Consider the following 23,164-nt stretch of genomic DNA (forward strand, 5'->3'; position numbering starts at 1 on the left):
CCCGACCACCGCGCATGCCGGCCGCGGGACCCTGGGCGGCATGATGGTTCGCATGCGCATCCGTATCGACGCCGTCGAGCTGCCCGGCCGCACGTGCCCGGCCCCCGAGGGCCGCGCCGTCTCGGCGTACGACAACATCCACGTGGCCGTCCAGCGCCGCGACCGCCCGGCCGAGCTGCTCGACCCCCAGCCGGGCGACGGCGCCACCGCTACCTGGTCCCTCGACTGCACGGCGGAACCGTCACCGGCCGGCATCGACGTGAAGGGCCCCTACGTGCAGGACCGGCTGGGTCACCGCTTCATCTATCTGTCCTGGGGCACCGTCGACGAGGCGGGTGTCTTCAGCATGTTCCGCCGGGCCAAGCTGATGCTCGACGCGGTTCCCGCCGACGTCCTCGCCGCCGCGGGGCGCGAGGGACTGCTCGTCGCCCGTCTCGGTCTGACCGACGAGTCCGGCCATCCGCGCTGCGCACGGGTGGTGCCGCCGCAGATCACCTGGACGGCGGAACCGGCCGCGTAGCCGGTCCGTGGGCGTTCCGGAGCAGGGCTCAGGGCGCGATCCCGATCCCGTCGATCCGGCTCCAGCGCCTCTCCTGGGCGGCGGTCATCGCGGGCCAGGCCAGTCCGCCGGGACGGGGCCTCACGCGTGACGCGTACGGGGCCGGGCGGAAGTCGGGGGAGTAGAAGCAGCCGGTGCCATAGACGCGGTCGAACGCGGCGCAGCCCGAACCGACCGACCGCGCGGTGGGCTTCCGCCCGGTGCGGACCCAGGAGTCCAGTGCGGCGAGGGAGTTGGCGTACTCGGCGTCACTGAGTTCGCTGTGCTCGGTCTCCCGGGTGAACGTCTGCACCAAGTGGTCGGCGCGGTGGGCGCCTTGGAGGGTGGCCCGGTAGGCGGCCTCGTGCTCGACGAACGCCGTCGGGTCGTCGATCGCGTGCAGGGTCAGCACGGGCAGAGAGACCCTGCCGGTCAGGTCGCTGTCGTACGAGAGGTCGCGTCGGGCGGCGGGGTCGGCGGTGAAGCGTTCGACGCCGGCGTTGAGCGCCTTGTCGTCGTGCGAACCGGCGTACCGCACCCCCTGGTTGGTGAAGGGGTTCCGTCCGCCGAGCCGGTCGCGGACGATGTCCCGGAACGTGAACGTGGCGAACCGCAGGTGTGATTCGAGGGTCCGCTCGGGGATGTGCGTGACGGCCAGGATGTCGTCGAGGTTGCGCTGCTGGAGCGCTGTGCGGTCCTCGGGTGCGGACGAGAAGCCGGTGCATTCCTGGAGCCGGGCGCGCAGTCCTGCCGAGGTCATCGTCGAGTCGGCGCGCAGCCCCTGCCACAGCGGGTACTGCGGCTCCGTGGGCCGGGGGTGGTTCCGGCAGTAGTACTGGTAGACGACGCGCAGGTCCACGCGGTAGTCGTAGCCGCGTGAGCCGCCGCCGAGGACGCCACTGGTGAGCAGCGCGCCGTCGTACGGGCCGCGCCTGCCGCCGTAGGTCTCGACGACCTTGGCGGCGACGTTCCCGCCCCAGGACTGGCCGTGCACGTACGTCCGCTTCGGAGTGCCGAACGTGCCGACGAACAGGCGTCGCAGGCTCTCGGTGTCGGCGGCGGCCATGCGCGTTCCGTAGCCGCCGCGCCGGTACGACGATCCGGCCCAGGCGTATCCCTGGTCGACCATCACGGACCACCGGTCGAGGTCTCCGACGCTGCGGGCGGGGTCGGACTCCGCGCCGAGGTCCGGGCCGCCGTGGGCGTGCATCACGAGCGAGCCGTTCCAGGCGGTGGGGACGGCCATCGCGTAGTAGGCGCCGTTGCCGTCCCGGCCGGTGTAGCAGGTCGCCTTCCCCGTCAGGTCGGCCGGGCAGTCGACGGTGGCGGGCGGCGCGGTGACGGCGGTGGCCGGCGGCGCGAGGGTGAGCGTCCCGGCGACGGCACCGGCTACCAGGGCGGCCACGGTCGCGCGGCGCGGTCCGCGTGACCGGGACCGGCGGGGGAGGCGTACGGGCGTGCTGGACCTGTTCACGGCGCGGCTCCTTGTCCTCGTCGGCGCCTCGTCGCGCCGTCGGCCGTGATGCTAGGAAGCCCGCCCGGCGAGATCCATGGCCGTGATCGTTGTGTTCATAGTGTTCGGCCCGAGCGGGCCGCCGGACGTTCGGCTGCGGGTGAGAGCCGACAGGTGCGGGGCGCGGCCGACCCCGTCGCCGGAACGGTTGACGTGTTCGTTAGACCCTGTCACGAAACCTCTTGACCCTCACGCCGTCGAGTTATAACCTCTAACTCTAGCGAAGGTCAGTAACGAGCTGACAGGCGCGGAACTCCTTGGAGGTCGTCATGAACGCCGAAGGACTCGTCGAGGTCGTCCTGCCGGGCAAGGTGGAGCCGGAGGGCCTGAAGATCCGGCACGGGGCCGTCCCCGTCGCCGGCCCCGGCGAGGTCGTGATCCGGATGGAGGCGACCGGGGTGTCCTTCGCGGAGCAGCAGATGCGGCGCGGGCGGTACTACGACCAGCCGCCCTTCCCCTTCGTGCCCGGTTACGACCTGGTCGGCACCGTCCTCTCGACGGGCCCGGGCGTCGACCCGGCCCTCGCCGGCACCCGCGTGGCCGCCCTGCTGAAGGTCGGCGGATGGGCCACCCACGTCCGCGTCGAGGCGGCCGACATCGTGCCCGTCCCTGATGGGATCGGGGCGGCGGAGGCGGAGACCGTGGTCGTCAACGGCATCACCGCCTGGCAGATGCTGCACCGCAAGGCACACGTCCGGTCCGGGCAGACCATCCTGGTCCACGGCGCCAACGGTGGTGTCGGCTCCGTCCTCGTCCAGCTGGCCCACGCGGCGGGCGTGAAGGTGATCGGCACGGCCTCGGCCCGCCATCACGACGCCCTCAGGAAGCAGGGCGTCACCCCCGTCGACTACCGCACCGACGACATCACGGCCCGCGTCCGGGAGGTCGCCCCCGGGGGCGTCGACGCCGTCTTCGACCACGTCGGAGGCCGCAGTGCCGTCGACTCCTGGCACCTCCTCGCACCCGGCGGCACCCTCGTCTCCTACGGCAGCGCCTCCACGCGCGACGACACCGGGTCCAAGCAGTGGCCCGTGCTCAAGCTGCTCGGCCGCGTCTGGCTGTGGAACACCCTGCCCAACGGGCGACACGCCTACTTCTTCAACGTCTGGGGCGGCCGCGCCCTGGCCAAGAACCGGTTCCGGGCCCGGCTGCGCGCCGACCTCGCGCAGGTCTTCGCCGCCCTCCGGCGCGGTGAGGTCACTCCGCAGATCGCCGCCCAACTTCCCCTGGCCAGCGCCGCCGAGGCCCTGCGGCTCGCCGAGTCCGGCACCGTCGCCGGAAAGGTCGTCCTCAACCCGTAGGCCCACGGCCCGCATCCACGAGCCCAGACCCCGCAGCCGTACCCCCGACCGGAGAACGCGAGGACCAGCCATGACCAACACCCCCACCCCAGGTGCCACTTCGACCCACGCCGACGCCCACGCCCTGCTCGACGTGTGGCTGCGCCTGTGGAACGGCGATCTGACCCTGGCGCCCGAGGCCGTCACGCCCGACTTCCGCCTCCACGCCGCCCTGCTCGACGGGGGCGACGGCAGCGCCGTCCGGGGCGCCGACGGACTCGCGGCCTGGATCGGGCAGACCCGCGCCGCATTCCCCGACCTGCGCTTCGCCGTCGAGGTCGAACCGCTGGTTGACGGCGCCTTCACGTCCGTGCGCTGGACCGCCGGCGGCACCTACGCGGGCGGCTTCCCGGGCGCACAGGCGGCCCCGGGCACGGTGGTCGCCTTCACCGGCACGGACACCCTGCGGGCCCACGACGGCAGGTACGCCGAGTACTGGGTCAACTCCGACATGCTGCACCTGTTCGCCCAGCTCGGGGTCCGGTGAGACGGCCCGGCCGACGGTGCGCGAGCCCGAGTGCGGCGGGAGCGGTCACCGGCGCAGGGTGAGGCGGCCGGGGCTTGCCCGCGCGGGCCCGGCGGTCGCGTGTCAGGGTGGATCCAGGGCCGTGGGGCCGCGAGACCGTCAGGGCTCCGGGACACCGCCCCGCCAGACGCCGAGCTGCCGGACCACCGGCGCAGAAGAAGGAGACAGCGCGTGGAGGAGAGGGAATTCGTCCAAGCGGTGTCGGAGCGCACAGGGCTGTCACGGCAGGAGTCGGCCGATCTGACGCGCGCCACGCTGGAGACGCTCGCCCACCGGCTGAGCGGGGGTGAGGACCGAGCCCTGGCGCTGGAACTCCCGGAAGGCCTGGCGGAGTCCGTCCGCCGTGGAGCCACCTCGGCCATCGAGGCGTTCAGCTACGCCGAGACCGTGCGGCGGGTCGCCGAGCGCAACATGCTCAAGAAGAGCGAGGCCGACAGTGGTGTCCGCGCGGTCCTCGTGACGTTGCGCGACGCGATCAGCGAGAAGGAGTTCGGGAACCTGATGTCGCAGCTCGGGTCGGACTTCTCCCAGCCCGTCGAGGACTTCGCCGGCTGACCCTCCGGCGGCCCCGTCCGTTCCCCGGCGGGAGCGGAGATCGGGGATTCGTGTGCGGGGTGCGGTTCGGCGGATGGGGTCGGCGGTCGTTCTCAGACGGTCCGGTGCATCCCGATCGACGCGGGTGCCGTGGGGGTGAACCCGAACTTCTCGTACAGGAACCGGGCGTCGCCGTCGGCGATCAGTGACACGTACGCCCCGTCGGGGGCGCGCCGCTCCAACGCGTCGACGAGTGCCTTCATGATCCGCTTGCCCAGCCCGCGCCCCTGGTGGTCGGGCAGGACGCAGATGTCGACGACCTGGAAGAAGCAGCCGCCGTCGCCGATGACGCGCCCCATGCCGACCGGCTCGCCGTCATGGACGACGGTCACCGCGTGCCAGGTGTTCGGCAGCCCCGCCAGCGCCGCCTCGACCGGTTTCCCGCTCAGGCCGGAACCGGTGCGCAACCTCAGGTAGGTCTCCACGGAGGGTGTCGCGGCATCCAGGATGTAAGGGTCAGTATTGCTGTTCACCTGCTACAGGGTACGTAGGGCGGCGGCGGAACGCAAAGCCTCCGTCCGCGGAGCGGGGAACCGTCTCACGGTCCCCCGAACTCCACGACGGCCCGCGCGACTTCGAGCGCCCGGACCTGACCGGCACGCCCCTAGTCGCCCTCGACGGCCATCTCCCCGAGGAGCGACCACTCGTCCTGCGGGAGCTTCATGTTCACGATGCGCGGCGTCGCCGACAGATGGGGCGGCAGCGTCTGCTGGGCCGCCTTGAAGTGGGCCGACCGGACATGGGCCGCTCCGGCGTCGTCGTCGCGGAAGGCCTCGACCAGGACGTACTCCGTCGGCTCCTCCACGCTGCGGGACCAGTCGAAGGACAGGCAGCCGGGCTCGGCACGGGTGGCCGAGGTGAAGTCGGCGGTGATCTCCGGCCACCGGTCGGCGTACTCCGGGCGGACGCTGAACCGGGCGGTGATAAAGATCATGAGGCACTCCTTCGTTCGGTGATGAACCATTCTGTTCCGCCGACGGCACCGGAGCGCCACGGGCCCCTGGGCCGACCGGTGGAATGTCCGTGTCGGGAAGGGGGCGGTGACATGCGACCCCATCGCGGCCGCACCGGGTGCGCGGCCGGCCGGACGCGGGTCACACTGCACCCATGTACGTCCACCGCTCCTCGCCCCCGTCCGTCTACGGCACCCTCCGCGTCGAGCGGAACGACCTCGCGCCCGCCCGCTGGCTGGAGCAACGGCCGCCCGGGACAGGCGGGTTCGGCACGGTCGCCGGGGTGAGCGCACCCGGCTTCGAGGCGTACGCGCGGATCCTCCACCCCGCCCGCCTCGGCGCGGAACCGGTGCGCTGGGACCGGGTGGCCCCGGTGTACGGGCGGTCGGTGTCCGCGACGACGTCCTGGCACACGTTGATCGGCGTGCGGGACGAGGACCGACTCGTCCACCGCAACGAGGACACGCCCGCGGTTCCCGGGGTCTGGGACGAACACCCTCAGGAGGGCCCCGTGCCCGCCGACGTGGCCCGGGTGCTGGCCGGCGTGCTGGCCCGGCACACCGGCACGCCCGACCGCTGCTGGTACGGGCTCTGGGAGGGGTACGGCCACTACGACTGGGACGATGTCCCCGTCTTTCGTACGCCGGGCCGCGACGAGATCCTGCTCTCCGGCGCTCTGGAGGACGCCGACTCGCCGCAGCGGGGATCGGACGACGGGGTCCCCGAGATCCCCGACCTGTGGTGGCCGGAGGACCGGGCCTGGTGCGTGGGCGGTGACGTGGACCTGGTGAGCACCTATGTCGGAGCCTCCGCCGCCTGCGTGGCGGACCTGCTCGCGACTCCCGGCCTGGAGGCGTACCCGGTCACGGAGACGTCCAGACTCTGCTGAGGCGCACGTCGCCCGCCCAACGCCCGCGAGAACGAACGGTTTTCACCTGAGACAGGTCGCGAGGCCACGGGGTCACGGGGCCTTGAGGTCAGTCGCGGCCGACCGCCGTGCAGACACACACCCTGTTCCCCTCCGGGTCGGCCAGCACGGTGTACGACGGGGCGCCGGAGTCGTCGATCACGGTGCCTCCGGCGGCGACGGCGGCCCGGATGCGGGGCTGCGCCGACTCGGGAGCCAGCCACAGGTCCATGTGCCAGCGCTGACGCGGCGTTTCGTGCGGGTCGGTCTGCTGGAACCACACGGAGGGGACACGGTTCGTCGGGTCGAAGGCCGAGTCGTGCACCGTGTTGCCCGCGTCCCCGGTGAGCAGCGCGGCCCAGAAGGGGCCGGCCACCGTGTCGTCCGCGGTGTCGAGGGCGATCTCCACCTGGGCCACCTCGTCCGGAGCGGCCCCCAGTCCGTGCTCGCGGGCAAGTCCCGTGATGACACGGGCGAGTTCGAGGTCCTTGGGCGTGACCCACCGGGCACCCGCCGTGTCGACACCGTAGAGGCTGATGTCGACCACCCCGGGCGTCAGCCTGATCTCCGGTACCTCGTGTCCGGCGGCGACCGATGCCTGCGCGACCGCCGTGACGAAGGCGGCTCCCGAAACGGCGTCCGCGGTGCGATAGCGGGCGGCGAGCGGCTGGGCCAGTTTGCGCCAGTCGGGCAATCCGTCGGCGATCGCCGCGAGAATCTCGCTGTTGCTGGTCCTGTCCATGACCCCATCGTTCCAGAGTGTTGGGGCGGCGTCTCCCGGCACGCGTCGAAGGCCCGGGAAATGACCCTCCCGAGTCGAAGGGAATTCCCCTCGACGGCGCACGGATTGGGCCCTGTGTCACGTCACGGGATCCCGGGACCGAGCAGGCGGGAACGGGGCGCAGTGACCGGGCGTGCGTGACCGGATACCGGTGACTTGGGAGTTCCCGGCGTACGGCGCAGGATCTCTCTCGGAAAGTGATTGCGGTCGGTTCCAGGGTCGCCAGGTGAATTCCTCGTGGACGCCCGATCGTCAGTCGTCACGCAGACCCGATCGTCTGTCGTCACCGAGATGAGGACTTCCTTCCATGTTCGCTCGAATTCCCCGGCACCGAGTGATGAACGCACCCTCGATAACCGCGTTGTGGATATCCCGATGAGTTCCGCCGAATCCGCCCCGGCGGCCCTCGCCCCGGCCGCGTCCGCGGTCGCGTCCCCCGGCGTGGCCACCGTCCTGGAGCACCTCGGCACCTGGGCGGAGGCCGCGGAGCCGGCCGTGTTCCCCTACGACACGCTCCTCACGCACCTGCGGTCGGTGGGCAAGCACTTCCTTACCGGTGACCTGCTCGCCCGGCTCGACGAGATCCGTGCGACGCTGCCCGCCCACCCCGAGTCCGCGCCCGGCAGGGGGCGACAGGACGGCAAGGAGACACGGGACGGCATCCGTCCGCAGGACGGAACGGCGTTCCTGCGCGGCTTCCTCGACGTCGTCCTGGACAAGTACGACGACCGCTACGACTACCCCAGCTACACCGCGCTCCCCCTCTTGTCCCCGGCCGCCACGACCGACTGGCGCGCGGCCCGCAGGTCACGCGACGAGGTCCTGCTGCTCCTCCTCGCCGACCTGGTCCGCTTCGAACAGCGGGCGCTGACCGGCACCCCCGCCGACCCGCACGGCATGCCGCCCGAGGACCAACTGGTCTCGAAGCGCGTCCGGTTGGCCGTGCGCGTGATGGAACCGGCCGCGCTGCGCGCGCTGCCCGAGGGAGTCGTGGACGCGGCCGCCGCTGCCGCCGTCCCGGGGCGCACGCCCGGCGGGCGACTCGCGGCGGACGTCCTGCGAGCCGCCTCCCCGGCGCAGTCCCTGCTGCTGTCGGCGAGCGTCCAGCCCGTGTACGTGCTGCACGACGAGTACCTGTTCCTGCGGACGCTCCAGTCGTTCGAGACGACGTTCACCTTCATGTCGACAGCCCTCGCCTCGGCGGTCGGGCGGCTCGACGAGAACCGGCCGCGGGAAGCGGCCGACCTCGTCGACGCGGTGGCCGGCATCCTCAAGGAGTCGCTGCCCCTCTTCTCGCTGCTGGCGACCATGCGGCCCGAAGCCTTCCGTGTCTTCCGGGACTTCACCGAGGGGGCCAGCGCCATCCAGTCGGCCGGCTACAAGACCTTCGAGTCCCTCTGCTCGACCCCAAGCCTCGCCCGGCTCGCCTCCGCCGCCTACACCTCCGTCCCCGCGGTCCGTGAACGGGTCGTGAACGGGCGGCCCACCGTCCAGGGCACCTGGCACGACCTGATCGCCGAACGCCGGCTGCCGGCCGAGGAGGCCGCCGTGCTCCAGGCCGCCGCGGACCGGCTGGAAGGCGTCCACCAGCGGTGGAAGCAGACCCACTACCGCCTGGCCGTCCGCATGATCGGCGAACGCTCAGGAACCGGCTACACCCAGGGCGTGCCCTACCTCGCCGCGGTCCTGGAGAACCGGCTGTTCCCCGCCCCCGACCGCCAGGGCGCCCTCGTCGGCTGACCGCCGACGACCCGCTCCCCGCCCGCCCACGCACCGACCCCGCGCCCGGAGGCGTCCACCACGATGAGCAAGCGAGCCCAGACCGGGCGGCCCGGAACGGCCCGCCGGGTGATGAACCCCGAGGAGAGCAACCGGCTCTTCGTCTACGAGTACGACCGGGGCAGCAACTACGAACAGGACACCCGGCTCACCACCGCCCTGTCCGCCCTGTTGCCCGAGGACACGCTCGTCCACCCGGACCAACGGCTGTTCCAGACCGTGCATCTGATCACCGAGTACGCCTGGTGCGACATGCACTTCGAGATGCGCCGCGCGGCCGCACTGCTGCGCGACCGCGACTACCTCCTCGCCGCGCAACTCCTCGAACGCGCCGGCGCGTTGGGGGAGGTCGCGGTCCGGGCCGTCCAGGTGCTCCTCGACTTCCTGCCGCAGGAGAGCCTGCTGACGATGCGTGAGACGTTCCCGGAGAACACCACCGGGCTCGACTCGCCCGGCGCCCGCAACCTGCGCCGCGCGGCCGCCGCGCTGTGGCAGGAGGCAGACGCCGCCGTGACGCGGGAAGGCCTCGACCTCAGACAGCTGGTCGTCGCCCAGGGCCGGGGCGCCGTCCCGGACCGCGAGGACAGGGCACCCGACCTCGCCCTCGTCCGGCAGGCGCTCCTGCGACTCGACGGAGCCGTCGCCGCCTGGAAGCACCACCACCTGCGTCTGGTGTGGTCCCAGCTCGGCGGCCACCCCGAGGCCGGAACGGCCGCGGCGGAGGACACCCGCGACGGCCTGCCCAAGAGCCTGCGCGGCCAGTCCACCTCGGGCGTACGCGCCATGGCCGAACGGAGCCTGTTCCCACGGCTGTGGGACTCCGTGGACGACACCTACCGGGCGTTCGTGCCCGACGAGCAGACACCCGCCTGAGAGCGGACCGGCACCGCTGCCCGCGAGGGCACGGCCGACCGCTGTCAGGACGAACGACGGAAGGACACGACTGCCGCCATGGCGACCGAATCCGCGACACGCGGCACCGGTGACCCCACAGGGATCGCGGCGCTGGTGCGCCGCGCCTGGACCGAGGCGCTCGGGCACGACGAATTCACCGACGACGACCACTTCTTCCAGGTGGGCGGCCACTCGTTGGGCGCCCTCCAGGTGGTCAGGGAACTCGGCACCGCACTGGACCGCCGGATCTCGGTGCGGGTGCTGTTCCGCAACCCCACCGTGAGAGCCCTCGCCGAGGAGCTCGTCGCCGACGCCCCCGAACCGCTCCCGCGCACCACGGACACCGGAACCCTCACCACCCCGGGCACCAAGGTGCCGGCCGACGTGACAGCGCGTCCGGCACCCTCCGCGGCGGTCACACCTTCCACCGCGGTGTCCGTCGCGGCGACGGGGGAGGAGCGCCCGTGACCGGCCACGACACCGGGCGGCCCGCCTCGGCCGCCCAGACGGAGATCTGGCTGGCCGACCGCTGCGAACCGGAGTCCGGCCGGTACAACGTACCGGTGGCGCTGGAGTTCCTCGGCGACCTGGACGTGCCGGCGCTGCGCCTCGCCCTCGGTGACCTGCTCGCCCGGCGGACGGAGCTGGCCGGCCGGTTCGACGGCGAGGACGGCGAGCTGCGCTTCTGCCCCGAGCCCGGGGCCCCGGTCCCGCTCGGCGTCTCCCACCGGACCGGCTCCTGCCGCTCCGACGCCGCGCACCGTGAAGCCGTACGGACCGCCGAGCGCCCCCTGGACCCCGGCACGGCACCCCTGCTGCGCGCCGAGGCGCTGCTCCACGACGACGGCGCCCTCCTCGTGCTGACGATCCATCACATCGTCGCGGACGGACGCACGCTGGACCTCGTCGCGGCCGACGTGCTCACCGCCTACCGGGCCCGCGTCGCCGGGACACCGCCGCTCGCCCCCGCGCCACCCCGCGCGCACTCCGGCGGTCCGACCGCGGCGACCCACGGCGGCGCCGACTCGCAGGGGCGGCCTTCGTGCACGTACTGGGAGGAGCTGCTCGACGACGAACCCGTCACGCTCGGACCGCTGCCCGACCTCGTCCGTGCCGAGGACCGGCTGCGCGGCGCGCCCGGATGGGCCGAGCGGACCCTGTCGGCCGAACGCCTGGACTCCGTACGGCGGATGGCGGTCCGGTTCGGAGTGACCCCCGCGACCGTGCTGCTGACCGCCTGGACGCTGCTGCTGCACGCCTGGTCGGGGGAGCGGGACGGGGTCCTCGGCATGCCGTTCGCGGGCCGGGACGAGACGGACGCCGTGGACGCCGTGGGCCTGTTCACCCGGGTCCTGCCCGTCCGGAGCCGGATGGTGCCCGACGAGGAGTTCGGCCAGCACGCCGCGCGCCTGGGCGACCAGGTCCTCGACTCCATGGACGCCCTCGCTACGGGCGGGCCGCCGGCCCCCGCCGCCGGCCCCGCGTACACGGCCGTGTTCCTGCACCAGCCCCGGAGCACCGCGCCCCAGGAGGTGCCCGGCGCGACCGTCCGTGTCCTGCACCTCGACACCGCCTCGGCCAAGTACGACGTGGCGCTGGCGGCCCTGGAGTACCCCGAGCGTCTGGTGCTGCGCGTCGACTACGACACGGCCCTGTACGTCTCCACGTCGGCCGAGTTGATGGTGCGTCAACTCGACGAGCTGCTCGCAGCCGCCGAACGCCCCGGCGCGCGGTGCCGTGAACTGCTCGCGGGCCTCGCCGACGCCACCGCGGCCGAGGAGAGCGACGTGTCCGAGGACGGTCCGGACGCCCTGCGCGCCGGTGACCCGTCCGGCACGCAGGGGCTCGCCGTGCCGAGCGTGCCCGACCTCGTCCTGCGCGAGGCGCGCCGCGACCCCGACGCCGTCGCCGTCGTCCACGGCGAAGTCGCGCTCACCTATGGCGCGTTGGTGGAGTCGGCCGCCCGCGCCGCCCACTGGCTGAGGGACGAGGGAGGCGTCCGTGAGGGCGACCTGGTCGCCCTGCTGCTGCGGCCCGGCCCGCACACCGTGACCGCGATGCTGGCCGTCGCCATGGCCGGAGCGGCCTATCTGCCGCTCGACCCCGACCACCCCGACACCCGGCTCCACGTGGTCCTGGAGGACGCCCGCCCCCGGCTGCTGATCGCCGAGCCCTCGGAGACCGGCCGCGCGCCGGACGGCCTGCCCGCGCACACCCCGCAGGACATCGCCCGCGCCGCGGCGGCGTGCCCTGCCACCCCGCCCGCCGTGACGGCCCGCCCCGACAGCGTCTTCAACGTGCTGTACACCTCCGGCTCCACCGGCCGGCCCAAGGGAGTCCTGCTCCACCACGGCGGCGTCGTCCGCATGATGCACCGGCCCGACTTCCTGCCGCTCGGCCCCGACGACACGGTCTCCCACCTGTCACCGCTCAACTTCGACGGCGCCACCTACGAGATCTGGGGAGCCCTCACCCACGGCGCACGGCTCGTCGTCCTGGACAAGGAACTCGTCCTCGACCCCACCGCCCTGCGCACCGCCGTCCGCGACCACGGCGTCACCACGCTGCTGGTCACCACCCCGCTCCTCAACCGCCTCATCGAGGACGCTCCCGACCTGCTCCAGACCCTGCGCCGCGTGTACTTCGGCGGCGAACTGGTCTCCGTACCCCATCTGCGCAAGGCGCTGCGCTGGGCCCGGCCCGGCACCCTGCTGCACAGCTACGGCCCCACGGAGAACTCCTTCACCTCCACCTGGTGTCCCGTGGAGGAGGTGCCGGACCGTGCCCGCACCCTGCCCATCGGCGGCCCCGTCCCCGGCACCGTCGCGCACGTCGTCTTCGAGGACACCCTCATCCCCGCACCCCCGTACATGCCGGGCGAACTCGTCCTCGGCGGCACGGGCGTGGCCCTCGGCTACCTCGGTGACCCGGCCCGTACGGCGGAGCGGTTCTGGGCCGACCCGTTCAGCACCGAGCCCGGACGCAGGCTCTACCGCACCGGTGACCGGGTGCGCTGGACCGCCGACGGACAGCTGGAGTTCATCGGACGCGCCGACAACCAGATCAAGATCCGCAGCCAGCGCGTCGAACTGGGCGAGGTGGAGTCGGCGCTGCGCGCCCACCACGACGTCACCGCCGCCTTCGTGACCGCCCGTCGCAACGAGCGGGACGAGAAGGAGATCGTCGGATACGCCGTCCTCGGCCGGCCCGGCGCCCACCCCGACGTCATGCGCCATCTGCGGGCCTGCCTCCCGGCCTTCGCCGTCCCCACCCATCTCGTCGTCCTCGACGAACTTCCCCTGACCCCCAACGGCAAGATCGACCGGCGCCGACTGCCCCGACCCGAGGACACGGTCACTCCCGCCCCGGCCCCGAACCTCACCGCGACCGAACCCCGCATTCCCCGGACGGCGGTGGACGGCACCGACCTCCAGCGGGCCGTCCACGGCGCCTGGAGCGAACTCCTCGGCGAGCGCACCTTCGGCCCCGACGACAACTTCTTCGACGTCGGCGGACACTCGCTGCTCCTGGTCCGGCTCCAGGCGGCACTGCGCCGGGCCACCGGCACCAGGCCCGCCATCGCCGACCTGCTGCGGCACGGCACCGTACGGTCGCAGACCCGACTGCTCGGCGGCGAGGACGCACGCCCGCGCCCGGCCGCCGCGGCCACACCGGTGCGGAGCGGGACCGGCGACGACGACGCCATCGCCGTCGTCGGCATGGCCGCCCGGTTCGCGGGCGCCGCCGACCTGCCGTCCTTCTGGGACAACCTGCGCTCCGGACGGGACTGCTTCAGCGAGGGACCAGGACCGGTGATCACCCAACTGCCCGACGGGCAGCGGCGGGTGGCGCGCTGGGGCATGTCCGCCGAAGGAACCCGCTACGACGCCGACTTCCTCGGCTTCGGACCCGACGACCTGCGCGACGGCGACCCCCAACAGGGCGTGCTGCACGAGGTCCTGTGGTCCGCCGTCGAGGACGCCTCCCTGCGCCTGTCCGACATCGCCTCCCGCACCAGCCTCTACGCCGGCTGCGCCAAGGTCGTCGACACCGACCCCGAGGCCCGGGTGGACGACGTCGTCAACGCCGACCCCACCTTCGTCGCCTCCCGCTTCGCCTATCTCCACGACCTGTGGGGTGAGGCCCTGCTGCTGGACACCGCCTGCTCCACCGGCCTGTACGCGGTCCACCTCGCCTGCCGCAGCCTGCTCACCGGCAGCAGCGACTACGCCCTCGCCGGCGCGGTCTCGCTGGACCCCGCCTCGGACGGCAGCTACCGCTACCGCCCCGGCTTCCTCTACGCGGACGACGGCGTGTGCCGGCCCTTCGACCGGCGCGCGTCGGGGACCGTCGGCGGCTTCGGCGCCGGAGCGGTACTGCTGCGCCGGCTCGCCGACGCCGAACGCGACGGGGATCCCGTGTACGCGGTCATCCGGGGCAGCGCCGTCAACAACGACGGCCGGGCCAGGATCGGTTACTCGGCCCCCGGCGTCGAGGGCCAGTCCCGGGTCATCCGTGACGCCCTCACGAACGCCGGTGTCAGCGGCCGTGACGTCGGCTTCGTCGAGGCCCACGGCACCGGCACCCGCCTCGGCGACGCCATCGAGGCCACCGCCCTGGCCGACGCGCTCGGCCCGGACGGGCCCGGCGTCGCGGTGGGCTCCGTGAAGGCCTCCGTGGGGCACTGCAACACCGCCGCCGGCATCGCCGGACTCATCAAGGCCGTACTCGCCGTGCACCACGGTCACCTGCCCGCGACACCCAACGTGGGCGAGCCCATCGAGGAACTCACCGCCGCGGGAACCCGCCTGTCCCTGCTCGGCGAGGGGCGCCCGTGGACCGAGGACACCGGTCGCCCCCGTACGGCCGGTGTCAGTTCCTTCGGCGTGGGCGGCACCAACGCCCACGTGGTCGTCCAGGAACACCGCGCCGCCGCGCCCGTCACGGTCCCCGTCCCTCAGCTCGAAAGGGTGTGACCGGCCGTGACCGAATCCCTGATCCGATCCGCGACCCTCGCGGACCTGCCCCGCGTCCTCGCCCTGTCCGCCCGTGACCCCGAGGCCCTCACAACGCTGCGTCACACGCTCGCCGACCGACTGGAGCACGAGCCCGACACCGCTCCCGACGACATCGCCCGCACCCTGCACACCGGCCGCGAACGCTTCCCCTGTCGGGACGCCGTCACCGGCACCGACACCGCCGAACTCGCCCGCCTGCTCCGGGAGTCGGACGGCGCGCACACCTCTCCGGTGCGGGAGCCCGGCGCCGGACCCGTTCTCCTGCTCGACGGATCACCGGCCCCCGCGTCGGTCCCCGAACTGCCCGAGATCACCGATGCCCTGCGGCGGGCCGAGGACGTCTGCCGGGCCGGCGGGGACGACAGCGCGGCCCGTACCGCCGCCGTCCAGTACGGCGTGGTGGCGTGGCTGCTGGCCCGAGGGGTCACGCCGCACGCGGTGCACGGCCACGGCGCCGGCGCCTGGGCCGCCGCCGCCGCACGCGGTGAACTCCCGCTGTCCGCCGCGCTTCGGGCCGCTGCCGAGCACGCGACGCAGCCGACGGGCGCACAGCAGACCCCGATCGGCGCCCCGGCCGACTCGGACGGGCCGGCCACACCCGTGGTGGTCATCGGCTCCGAGTCGGCCCGCACGACAGCCGAGTCGGTGATCGACGCGACCGGCCACGCCGGCCCGCTCCGTCTCGACACGGCCGACGGGGCCGCCTACGCCCGGCTGCTCGCGCAGCTGTGGCGCCACGGCTTCGACGTCGACACCACACTGGGGCGGGAGGGCAGGCGGATCCGGCTGCCCGGACACCCCTTCCGTCGCCGCGAGCCGGGCGGCGCGGGACCGGCCGACGGACCCGCGACCCGCGCCCTCACCCCCTTCGAACAGCGCTGGCTCTTCTACGATCTGGTGCGCCACGGCTCCTCCGGCGACCACAACGTGACCGTCGAGACGGTGCTGCCCGGACCGGTGCCCGCGCCCGCCGAGATCGCCGACGCCTTCGACGAGATCCAGCGCCGCCACCCCGTCCTGCGCACCGTGTTCAGCGACCCCGCGGGGCGCTGGCGGGCCCGCACCCTGCCCACCGCGACCGTCCGGCCCACGCATCTCGCCGCCGACCCGGACGCCGGCCCGGAGCAACTGCGGGCCGCCGTACGGGACGCGGCCCGGCAGCCGCTCCGACTGCGCGACGAGCCGCTCCTGCGCTGCTGCGTCCGCGCCGGTTCGGCCCACTGGGCCCTGTCCCTGGGGCTCTACGAGCCGCTCTCCGCCACCGCCGACCCGCGGCTGCTGCTCGACGAACTCCGCGTGCTGCTCGGCGCCGAGACTCCCGTCCCCGCCCCACCGCTCGCCGAGCCCGAACCCGAACCCGCCTGACCACGAACGGACTTCACCACCCCACCTCCTCCCGCTCCACTCCCTCCGTCCTCCCACCCTCCTTCCCGACCCGGAGTCACGATGACCCTCCTGCACACCCCGCCCACCGAACTCCCCGCCGACTGGTACGGGGCCGCACCGGCCCCGATCGGCGTCGACCAGGCGTTCAACGGCTATGTCGCCGCCACCGTGGTGCACACCCTCGACCGGCTCGGCGTCCTGGACCGGCTCGCCGACAACCCCCGCCTGGACATCCCGGAGTTCGTCCGTGGCGCGGGCCCCGCCGTCCGTGAGCGGATCGTCCGTGAGGTGCTGCGAGCAGCCGCCGTGTGCGGCTGGCTGCGGCTGGAGGACGACGGCGACACGGCCGTCCTCACCGACGCCGGACGCGAGACCGTCCGGATGCGCGGCTACTTCACCTGGGCGGTGGGCGGTTACAGCGACCTCTTCTCGGGCGCCTCCCGACTGGCCACCGGCCAGGCCACGTTCGGCGACGACCTGCTGCGCGACGAGGCGATGGTCGCCCTCGGCTCGGGTCAGAACGACCGCTCTTTCATGGCGAACACCCTGGACGACGTCCTCGCCGGCATCGACTTCGGTACCCTCGCCGACCTCGGCAGCGGCATCTCCGCCCGGGTCAGCAGGATCGTCGGCGCCCGCCCCGGCACCCGCGGCCTCGGACTGGACATCAGCGGCCCCGCCACCGAACTGGGCCGCCGGACCATCGCCGACGCCGGCCTGGAGGACCGGGTCCGGGCCGTGCAGGCCGACGTGCTCGACGTGTGCCACCGCGAGGCCCACCGCGACGCCATCGCCGAGGTGGACACGGTGATGAGCTTCTTCCTGCTGCACGACCTGCTCGCCGACCCCGAGACCCGGCCGCACCTGTTCACCCGGCTGCGCGAGGCCTTCCCGGCCGCCCGCACCTTCGTCCTCGCCGACACCATGCTCCGCCCCGACGCCGAGGGCTCCTCCACCCTGCCGGTGTTCTCCCTCGGGTACGAACTCGCGCACGCGCTGATGGGCGTACCGCTGCACACCAAGGAGACCTACGAGGAGCTGTTCGCCGGCGCCGGACTGCACCCGGTCCGCACGGTCGCGTTCGGCACCCCGCACTCGTGGCTGTACGTGCTGGAGGCCCGATGAGCGCCCACCCCTTCGTGGTCGTGCGGGAGTTCTCCCCGCGGACCCGCGCGGTGCTGGCCGTCAACGCGGTCAACTCCTTCGGCGGCGGCCTGGTGCTGCCCTTCCTCTGGATCTACCTGGGTGAGATCCGCGGTCTGGCCGCCTGGATCCCCGCCGCCACCCTGGCCGTCCAGGCCGGCACCGCCGTCTTCGGCGGCCTCGCCTGGGGCGCCGTCCTCGACCGGCTCGCACCCCGCTCCGTCGTCACCCTGGTGATGTGCGTGGCGGGCGCGGGCACCGGGCTGTACGCGTTCGCCGCCTCGGCGCCCACCGCCCTCACCGCCGCCGTCGTGTACGGCCTGGGCATCAGCGGCGTCGGCACCGTCCTGCGGTTCCTGTACGCGGGCGCCGCCACCGCCCGGGAACGCGGGCTCGCCTTCTCCGCCGACTACGCCGTGTTCAACGCGATGACCGGGCTCGGCGTGCTGGTGGGCGGCCTCGTCGCCGCGTCCGGGCCGGGCTCCGACGCGGCGAGGTTCGCGGCCCTGTACCTCGCCGACGGATGCACCTTCCTGGCCGCCGGTGCCGCCTTCTTCCTGCTGCTGCCGCGACTCGACCGGGCGGCGGGCCCCTCCGGCACCCCCGCCGAGGCCGACACCGCGCGGCGCCCCGTGGGATACCGCGAGGTCCTCGGACAACGCACGATCGCCGTCCTCCTGGCCACCCTCACCCTGTGTTCCCTCGTGTCGTACGGACAGCTCAGGTCCGGCCTGCCCGGCTACCTCACGGCCGGCGGCGCCGTCGGACCCGAAGGGCTCTCGGGCACCTTCGCCGTCAACATCGTCGTCGCGGTGCTCACCCAGGTGCTCCTCGGCGAGCGGATCCAGCGCATCCGGCGCAGCACCGTGCTCGCCACCACCGGCGCCCTGTGGACCGCCGCCTGGGCCCTGGTCCTCGTCGCCGGACGGCAGCACGGCGCCGCCGCCACGGTCACCGCGATGGCCGGTGTCCTGCTGCTGTCGGTCGGTGAGGCCCTGGTCTTCCCGGTGATCACCGGGCTGCTGAACGACCTCGCGGAGGAACGCACCCGAGGCCGCGTCAACGCCATGCTGTCGGTGGCCGTGTCCACCGGCTCCGTGGCCGGCCCCCTGCTCGCGGGCGCGACGCTCCCGCTGGCCGACGGACTGCCCCTGGTCGTCTCGCTCATCGCGGTCTGCGCGGCCGTGGCCCTGCTCGGAGCGGCGTTCCGCGGCGTCCTGCCGTCGACCGCCGACCTGCCCGATCCCGCGGACGCCCCTGCGCAGGACGGGACCCCCGACCCCCTCGACGCGGAGACCGCCGAGGCCGTGGACACGCAGGCCACCGAAGCCGTGTCCGCCACGGCGGGCGGCAAGGGTTCCGCCCCCGTGACCGCCGCCCCGTAGTCGGCGTCCCCGTCCAGCCGCAGCCCCCAAGGAGGCACCCGCCATGCACAACTGGCCGCCGACCGGCATCACCGTGCGTACCCCGCTCGTCGAACTGCGCCACCCCACCCCGCAGGACCTCGACGCGCTCGCCGACCTGGGCGCCGAGGGCGTGCACACACCCGGCTTCATGCCCTTCTTCTCCCAGTGGACGGACGGGGACCGGGCCACCGTCGCCCGCCGCGTCCTCCAGCGTCACTGGAGGGCCATGGCCGACTGGAGCCCCGACGACTGGACGCTCTACCTCGTCGTCGTGCACGAGGGCGAGGTCGTCGGCTCCCAGTCGCTGGGTGCCCGCGACTTCGCGGTGACCGGTGAGGTGCTCCTCACGTCCTGGCTCGGACTGCGCCACCAAGGCCGCGGTCTGGGCGGACACGCGCGGGCCGCCTCCCTGGAGCTCGCGTTCACCGGCCTCGGCGCGCAGGACGCCTTCTCCGTGGTGCGCCGGGGGAACACCGCCTCGCAGGCCGTGTGCCGCAAGTTCGGCTTCACCCACGACGGGACACAGGTCAACGCCGTACGCGGGGAACGCGCCGTCAGCGACCGCTACCGCCTCGCCCGCGCCGACTGGGCCGCCGCCCGAACCGTCCCCGCCGAGATCGCCGGCCTCGAACCGGCCCTCGACCTGTTCGGCGCGGCGTCCGCGACCCGGCCCGCGCCGGCGCCCTCCGGGTCGGTGGAACCCGCCCTGGCCGTCACGCTCTCCGGCGTCCGGTACGCGCCCGAACCCGACCACGCCGACGTCTGAGGAAACGGCCATGCCACGCCCCGTCATCGCCGTCGTCTACGACTTCGGCTCCGTCGCTCCCGCGGACATCGTGGACCGGCTCGAACCGCTCGGCGACGTCGTCCTCGCCGTATGCCCCTCCCGGCACACCGAGGAACTCGCCGCACTCCTTGCCGATCTGGCGCCCGTCGTGCCGGTCCGCGAGGAGGACGCCCACGCCCTCGACGCGACCGCGAAACTCCTGCGCGAACACCGCCCCGACGCCGTACTCACCTACAGCGAGCGCCGGTTGGGCACCACGGCCGAGCTCGCCGCCCGGCTCGGTCTGCCCTTCCACGACGCGCGGACCGTACGCCTGCTCACCGACAAGTACGAGCAGCGGCGCAGGCTCCGTGAGCGGGGCGTGGACCCGGTGCGCGGTCGGCTGCTGCGCGCCCCGCAGGACTGGGCGCCCGCGGTCGCCGCGGTCGGACTGCCCGCCGTCCTCAAACCCGTGCGCGGCGAGGGCAGCCGCAGCACCCACCTCGTGCGGGACGCGGCCACGGGCGCCGCGCTCGCCGCACGCCTGCTGACCGCACCGGCGTCCGAGGGCGGCGAGGACGCCCTCGTCCTGGAGGAGTACCTGGAAGGCGCCGGCGCGGGCCCGTACGGCGACCACGTCTCGGTGGAGAGCGCCGTCCTGGACGGGCGGGTCACCCACTGGGCGGTCACCGGCAAGTTCCCGCTCGCACCCCCGTTCCGCGAGGTCGGCCACTTCTGGCCGGCCCCGGTCACCGGCACCGAGCGGGACGCGGTCCTCGCCCTGGCCGCGAACGCCGTCGAGGCGCTCGGTGTCCACACCGGCATCACCCACACCGAGGTGAAGCTGACCCCGGACGGCCCCCGGCTGATCGAGGTCAACGGCAGGCTGGGCGGCTTCCAGGCCGGCCTCGGCCGCCTGGCCGGCGGACTGGACCCCGTGCTCCTCGCCGCGGAAGTGGCCCTCGGGCACCCCCTGTCGACCACCTGGGTGCCGGACGACCGCGTGACGTACGCCCGCGCGCTGCCGACACCCGCCGAGGGCGGACTGCTCACCGGCGTACGCGGGGTCGGCGAGGTGCGCGGCCTGCCGGGCGTCGACACCTACGAGACCCGGGTGCAACCCGGCCAGGCGGTCGAACCAGGGGTAGCGACAGGGGAGTTGGCCGTGCTCTGGGGCACCGCCGACGACCACGACACCATGCTCGCCGTCCTTGACCGGGCGCTCGACACGCTCACCTACACCTTCGCCGGAACCCCCGGCACACCCGAGGGACGCACGGTGCGCGCCCGCGACCTGGTCCCGGCCGGACCCGGACCTGTCACCGGCCCCGCCCCCATCGACGTACGAAAGGCCCCCTGATGACCACCGAGCCGGCCACCACCGAACTCCCCTCCACCGCAGCGGACTTCAACACCCCGACCGTCCCCGCCGAGGGGGGTGCCCCCGTCGCGAACGGCGCCGAGATCCGAACCGACATCCCGCAGTTCCTGCCGGTCGCCGGACACCACGCGCCCGCGCCGTTCTATCTGACGGCCGACATGTTCGGTGGTGTACCCGTCGAGCTGGCCGGCGGACCCATCACCCACCTCGTCGGCAGGCCCGTCGCCGACCCGCACCGGCACGCCGTCGACGAGATCTACTTCCTGGTCTCACCCAACCCCGGCGGCGCCCGCATCGACGTCCTCGTGGACGGCGAACGGCACGAGTTGACCTCGCCCGCGCTGCTGCGCGTCCCCGCCGGGGCCGAGCACCGCTTCCTCACCCTGGAGGCAGAGCCCGGCAGTTACTGCTTCGGCCTGCTCCTCGGCAGCGAACGATGACCGCCCCGACCGTCGCGCGCACCGCGCAGGCCGCGCCCCTGCGACTGCACCTCAGCGAGAGCCCGTACGGGCCCAGCCCGCACGCCCTGCGCGCCGCGCACGCCGCAGTCGACGACACCGGCACCTACCCCGACCCCACCCGCACCGCCCCGGCGCGGGCCATCGCCGACCTGCTGGGCGTCCGCCCCGAACAGGTCGCCGTGGCCAACGGCAGCGACGAACTGGTCCTGCTCACCGCGCTGTGCCTCGGAGACCCCGGCCGCCCCGGCGTGACCACCGCCGGCACCTTCCCCGGCTACCGGATCTGCCTGGAGAACACCCGGCGCGGCTGCCACGAAGTCCCCCTCGACGGCACCTCACCGGGAGTCGCGGCCCTGGCCGACGCCATGGAGAGCGCCGGCATCGCCTACGTGTGCAACCCGCACAACCCCAGCGGAGGCGCCCTTGACCGTGCCGAGTTGGACCTGCTGGTGGAGCGCGCCGCAGTCACCGGCACGCCCCTCGTGGTCGACGAGGCCTACCTCGACTTCGCGCCGACCGGCACCCCGCAGGTCCTCGACCATCTCGGATCGGGCGCGCCCGTCCTGGCACTGCGCACCTTCTCCAAGGCGCACGGCCTCGCCGGTCTGCGCATCGGCTACGCCGTCGGCGACGCGGACCTCGTCGCCCGACTGCGCGCGGTCCAGGGCACCATGCCCTTCAGCGTCAACCGGGCCGCCCAGGCCGCCGCCGTCGCCGCGCTCGCCGACCGCGAGCACCTGGAGCACGTCCGGCGCGGCAACACGGCCGCGCGGGAAAGGTTCCGCGCCGCCCTCGCCGCCCGCGGCCGGCACGCCCTGCCCTCGGTGACCAACTTCCTGGCCGTGCCCATCGGCGACTCCGCCCGCGCCGAACGGCTCCTGGAGGACGACCACGGCATCCTCGTCCGCGACGCGGGCCGCTTCGGCCTGGCCGGGCACCTCAGGATCTCCGTCGGCCCGGCCGACCACCTCGACCGCCTGCTCGACGCGCTCGACGTCGTCGACCCCGTGACCCACCGGCACCGCACGAGCGAGATGCCCGAGTCCCGTACCACCACAGCACAGGAGCAGCAGTGACCCATGTGATCGCCCTCGACCCGCACGACGCCTTCGCCGTGCTGCCGTCCACCGGGGAACTCCCCGACGGCTGGCGCACCACCGGCTGGTCCGGGGACGAGGCGACCTGCCGCCGGCAGGTCGCCGCCCGCCCGACGGCCGTCCTCGCCACCGAACGGCTCCGGCTGCGCGAGGTCCTGCCGGCCGAGGCGCTCGAACTGCGCGAGGGCCGCACCGCGGATCTGCCCTGGCTCGGTGGCACCCCCGGGGAGGGATCGCGGGAGGCCGCGGGCATGCTCGCCGGCGCCCACGCGGCCGGCCTGCACCGCTCCGGCTGGGGCATGTACGTGCTGGTCCGCGAGGCCGACGGACTCGTCGTCGGCGGTATGGGCTTCCACGGGCCGCCGCAGGACGATGCCGCCGAGATCGGCTTCGACCTGCACCCGGACGCCCGCGGCCACGGCTACGCGACCGAGGCACTGGCCGCACTCGCCCACTGGGCGCTCGGCCGGCCCGGCGTCGACACGGTCGTCTGCACGACCACCGCGGACAACGTGCCCTCCCAGCGGGTCATGGAACGCGCCGGCTTCGAGCGCCGCCCGGACCGCGACGGCGTCCTCGTCTACGCCCTCACCCGCTGACCGAGACCACTCAACCCGGCGGCACCGCACGGCCGTTCCGTGCGGTGCCCCGTCCCGAATCCCCACCCGCCGCGGCGGCCGG

The 23,164-nt window shown here is 73.8% G+C and carries 21 protein-coding genes; 17 read left to right on the forward strand and 4 right to left on the reverse strand.

The features are described from left to right. Positions 1-52 precede the first annotated feature (52 nt). On the forward strand, positions 53-520 hold the full coding sequence (locus AB0C62_RS23900) for a DUF5990 family protein (RefSeq protein ID WP_362976225.1): 468 nt from the start codon (positions 53-55) through the stop codon (positions 518-520). Positions 521-548: 28 nt separating this feature from the next. Here AB0C62_RS23900 and AB0C62_RS23905 read toward each other — a convergent pair whose 3' ends face one another. Beyond that, a complete protein-coding gene (locus tag AB0C62_RS23905; RefSeq protein WP_362976227.1) occupies positions 549-2,012 on the reverse strand; it encodes a hypothetical protein in 1,464 nt (487 codons plus the stop codon). A 308-nt stretch (positions 2,013-2,320) separates the two neighbouring features. Between AB0C62_RS23905 and AB0C62_RS23910 the strand changes: the two genes are divergently transcribed. The 3 genes from AB0C62_RS23910 to AB0C62_RS23920 all read left to right on the forward strand — a co-directional run bounded on the left by AB0C62_RS23910 (position 2,321) and on the right by AB0C62_RS23920 (position 4,472). Continuing rightward, positions 2,321-3,352 carry a medium chain dehydrogenase/reductase family protein gene (locus AB0C62_RS23910; RefSeq protein WP_362976229.1) on the forward strand — a complete coding sequence of 344 codons (1,032 nt, stop codon included), beginning with the start codon at positions 2,321-2,323 and terminating at the stop codon, positions 3,350-3,352. Positions 3,353-3,422: 70 nt separating this feature from the next. Next, on the forward strand, positions 3,423-3,878 hold the full coding sequence (locus AB0C62_RS23915; protein ID WP_362976231.1) for an ester cyclase: 456 nt from the start codon (positions 3,423-3,425) through the stop codon (positions 3,876-3,878). 210 nt (positions 3,879-4,088) lie between these two features. Next, complete coding sequence (locus AB0C62_RS23920; RefSeq protein WP_355864564.1) at positions 4,089-4,472, forward strand: DUF2267 domain-containing protein; 384 nt, start codon at positions 4,089-4,091, stop codon at positions 4,470-4,472. 92 nt (positions 4,473-4,564) lie between these two features. Here AB0C62_RS23920 and AB0C62_RS23925 read toward each other — a convergent pair whose 3' ends face one another. Together AB0C62_RS23925 and AB0C62_RS23930 are read right to left on the reverse strand one after the other, a co-directional pair. Then, the gene (locus tag AB0C62_RS23925) at positions 4,565-4,984 is read right to left on the reverse strand and encodes a GNAT family N-acetyltransferase (protein WP_362976233.1); all 420 of its coding nucleotides are present in this window, start codon (positions 4,982-4,984) and stop codon (positions 4,565-4,567) included. Between the two features lie 131 nt (positions 4,985-5,115). Further along, positions 5,116-5,445 (reverse strand): putative quinol monooxygenase, encoded by a 330-nt coding sequence (locus AB0C62_RS23930; RefSeq protein ID WP_362976235.1) that lies wholly within the window; start codon positions 5,443-5,445, stop codon positions 5,116-5,118. A gap of 173 nt (positions 5,446-5,618) precedes the next feature. Between AB0C62_RS23930 and AB0C62_RS23935 the strand changes: the two genes are divergently transcribed. Then, positions 5,619-6,353: a hypothetical protein gene (locus AB0C62_RS23935; protein WP_362976237.1), complete on the forward strand. Its 735-nt coding sequence runs from the start codon at positions 5,619-5,621 to the stop codon at positions 6,351-6,353. Positions 6,354-6,441: 88 nt separating this feature from the next. Here AB0C62_RS23935 and AB0C62_RS23940 read toward each other — a convergent pair whose 3' ends face one another. After that, positions 6,442-7,113: a VOC family protein gene (locus AB0C62_RS23940; RefSeq protein WP_362976239.1), complete on the reverse strand. Its 672-nt coding sequence runs from the start codon at positions 7,111-7,113 to the stop codon at positions 6,442-6,444. Between the two features lie 414 nt (positions 7,114-7,527). Between AB0C62_RS23940 and AB0C62_RS23945 the strand changes: the two genes are divergently transcribed. From AB0C62_RS23945 to AB0C62_RS24000, 12 genes are all read left to right on the forward strand, one after another. Further along, positions 7,528-8,892 carry a tryptophan 2,3-dioxygenase gene (locus AB0C62_RS23945; RefSeq protein WP_362976241.1) on the forward strand — a complete coding sequence of 455 codons (1,365 nt, stop codon included), beginning with the start codon at positions 7,528-7,530 and terminating at the stop codon, positions 8,890-8,892. Between the two features lie 63 nt (positions 8,893-8,955). Continuing rightward, positions 8,956-9,804, forward strand: a complete 849-nt coding sequence (locus AB0C62_RS23950; protein ID WP_362976243.1) for a hypothetical protein — start codon at positions 8,956-8,958, stop codon at positions 9,802-9,804. Positions 9,805-9,882: 78 nt separating this feature from the next. Further along, a complete protein-coding gene (locus AB0C62_RS23955) occupies positions 9,883-10,293 on the forward strand; it encodes an acyl carrier protein (protein WP_362976245.1) in 411 nt (136 codons plus the stop codon). Continuing rightward, a complete protein-coding gene (locus tag AB0C62_RS23960) occupies positions 10,290-14,801 on the forward strand; it encodes an amino acid adenylation domain-containing protein (protein ID WP_362976247.1) in 4,512 nt (1,503 codons plus the stop codon). Before AB0C62_RS23955 ends, AB0C62_RS23960 begins: the two co-directional genes overlap by 4 nt. Positions 14,802-14,807: 6 nt before the next feature. Then, on the forward strand, positions 14,808-16,208 hold the full coding sequence (locus AB0C62_RS23965; RefSeq protein WP_362976249.1) for a hypothetical protein: 1,401 nt from the start codon (positions 14,808-14,810) through the stop codon (positions 16,206-16,208). Between the two features lie 81 nt (positions 16,209-16,289). Next, complete coding sequence (locus tag AB0C62_RS23970; RefSeq protein ID WP_362976251.1) at positions 16,290-17,354, forward strand: methyltransferase; 1,065 nt, start codon at positions 16,290-16,292, stop codon at positions 17,352-17,354. Further along, a complete protein-coding gene (locus AB0C62_RS23975) occupies positions 17,351-18,757 on the forward strand; it encodes an MFS transporter (RefSeq protein WP_362976253.1) in 1,407 nt (468 codons plus the stop codon). The genes AB0C62_RS23970 and AB0C62_RS23975 overlap by 4 nt, the downstream gene beginning before the upstream one ends. A 43-nt stretch (positions 18,758-18,800) precedes the next feature. After that, positions 18,801-19,544, forward strand: coding sequence for a GNAT family protein (locus tag AB0C62_RS23980; protein ID WP_362976255.1), 744 nt, complete (start codon positions 18,801-18,803; stop codon positions 19,542-19,544). 10 nt (positions 19,545-19,554) lie between these two features. Beyond that, entirely contained in the window at positions 19,555-20,904 is a 1,350-nt protein-coding gene (locus tag AB0C62_RS23985) for an ATP-grasp domain-containing protein (protein WP_362976257.1), read from the forward strand. Further along, positions 20,904-21,365: a cupin domain-containing protein gene (locus AB0C62_RS23990; protein ID WP_362976259.1), complete on the forward strand. Its 462-nt coding sequence runs from the start codon at positions 20,904-20,906 to the stop codon at positions 21,363-21,365. Before AB0C62_RS23985 ends, AB0C62_RS23990 begins: the two co-directional genes overlap by 1 nt. Next, entirely contained in the window at positions 21,362-22,462 is a 1,101-nt protein-coding gene (locus tag AB0C62_RS23995; protein WP_362976261.1) for a histidinol-phosphate transaminase, read from the forward strand. The genes AB0C62_RS23990 and AB0C62_RS23995 overlap by 4 nt, the downstream gene beginning before the upstream one ends. Further along, a complete protein-coding gene (locus tag AB0C62_RS24000; protein ID WP_362976263.1) occupies positions 22,459-23,082 on the forward strand; it encodes a GNAT family N-acetyltransferase in 624 nt (207 codons plus the stop codon). Before AB0C62_RS23995 ends, AB0C62_RS24000 begins: the two co-directional genes overlap by 4 nt. The last annotated feature ends 82 nt before the right edge of the window (positions 23,083-23,164 follow it).

This window comes from Streptomyces sp. NPDC048643 (genome assembly GCF_040650615.1).
Classification (GTDB): Bacteria; Actinomycetota; Actinomycetes; order Streptomycetales; family Streptomycetaceae; genus Streptomyces.

Coding starts and splice junctions, on each gene's coding strand:
- AB0C62_RS23985 (WP_362976257.1), top strand. CDS start 19,555: ATGCCACGCCCCGTCATCGCCGTCGTCTACGACTTCGGCTCCGTCGCT.
- AB0C62_RS23980 (WP_362976255.1), top strand. CDS start 18,801: ATGCACAACTGGCCGCCGACCGGCATCACCGTGCGTACCCCGCTCGTC.
- AB0C62_RS23900 (WP_362976225.1), top strand. CDS start 53: ATGCGCATCCGTATCGACGCCGTCGAGCTGCCCGGCCGCACGTGCCCG.
- AB0C62_RS23970 (WP_362976251.1), top strand. CDS start 16,290: ATGACCCTCCTGCACACCCCGCCCACCGAACTCCCCGCCGACTGGTAC.
- AB0C62_RS23915 (WP_362976231.1), top strand. CDS start 3,423: ATGACCAACACCCCCACCCCAGGTGCCACTTCGACCCACGCCGACGCC.
- AB0C62_RS23910 (WP_362976229.1), top strand. CDS start 2,321: ATGAACGCCGAAGGACTCGTCGAGGTCGTCCTGCCGGGCAAGGTGGAG.
- AB0C62_RS23975 (WP_362976253.1), top strand. CDS start 17,351: ATGAGCGCCCACCCCTTCGTGGTCGTGCGGGAGTTCTCCCCGCGGACC.
- AB0C62_RS23935 (WP_362976237.1), top strand. CDS start 5,619: ATGTACGTCCACCGCTCCTCGCCCCCGTCCGTCTACGGCACCCTCCGC.
- AB0C62_RS23940 (WP_362976239.1), bottom strand. CDS start 7,113: ATGGACAGGACCAGCAACAGCGAGATTCTCGCGGCGATCGCCGACGGA.
- AB0C62_RS23995 (WP_362976261.1), top strand. CDS start 21,362: ATGACCGCCCCGACCGTCGCGCGCACCGCGCAGGCCGCGCCCCTGCGA.
- AB0C62_RS23930 (WP_362976235.1), bottom strand. CDS start 5,445: ATGATCTTTATCACCGCCCGGTTCAGCGTCCGCCCGGAGTACGCCGAC.
- AB0C62_RS23950 (WP_362976243.1), top strand. CDS start 8,956: ATGAGCAAGCGAGCCCAGACCGGGCGGCCCGGAACGGCCCGCCGGGTG.
- AB0C62_RS23990 (WP_362976259.1), top strand. CDS start 20,904: ATGACCACCGAGCCGGCCACCACCGAACTCCCCTCCACCGCAGCGGAC.
- AB0C62_RS23955 (WP_362976245.1), top strand. CDS start 9,883: ATGGCGACCGAATCCGCGACACGCGGCACCGGTGACCCCACAGGGATC.
- AB0C62_RS23945 (WP_362976241.1), top strand. CDS start 7,528: ATGAGTTCCGCCGAATCCGCCCCGGCGGCCCTCGCCCCGGCCGCGTCC.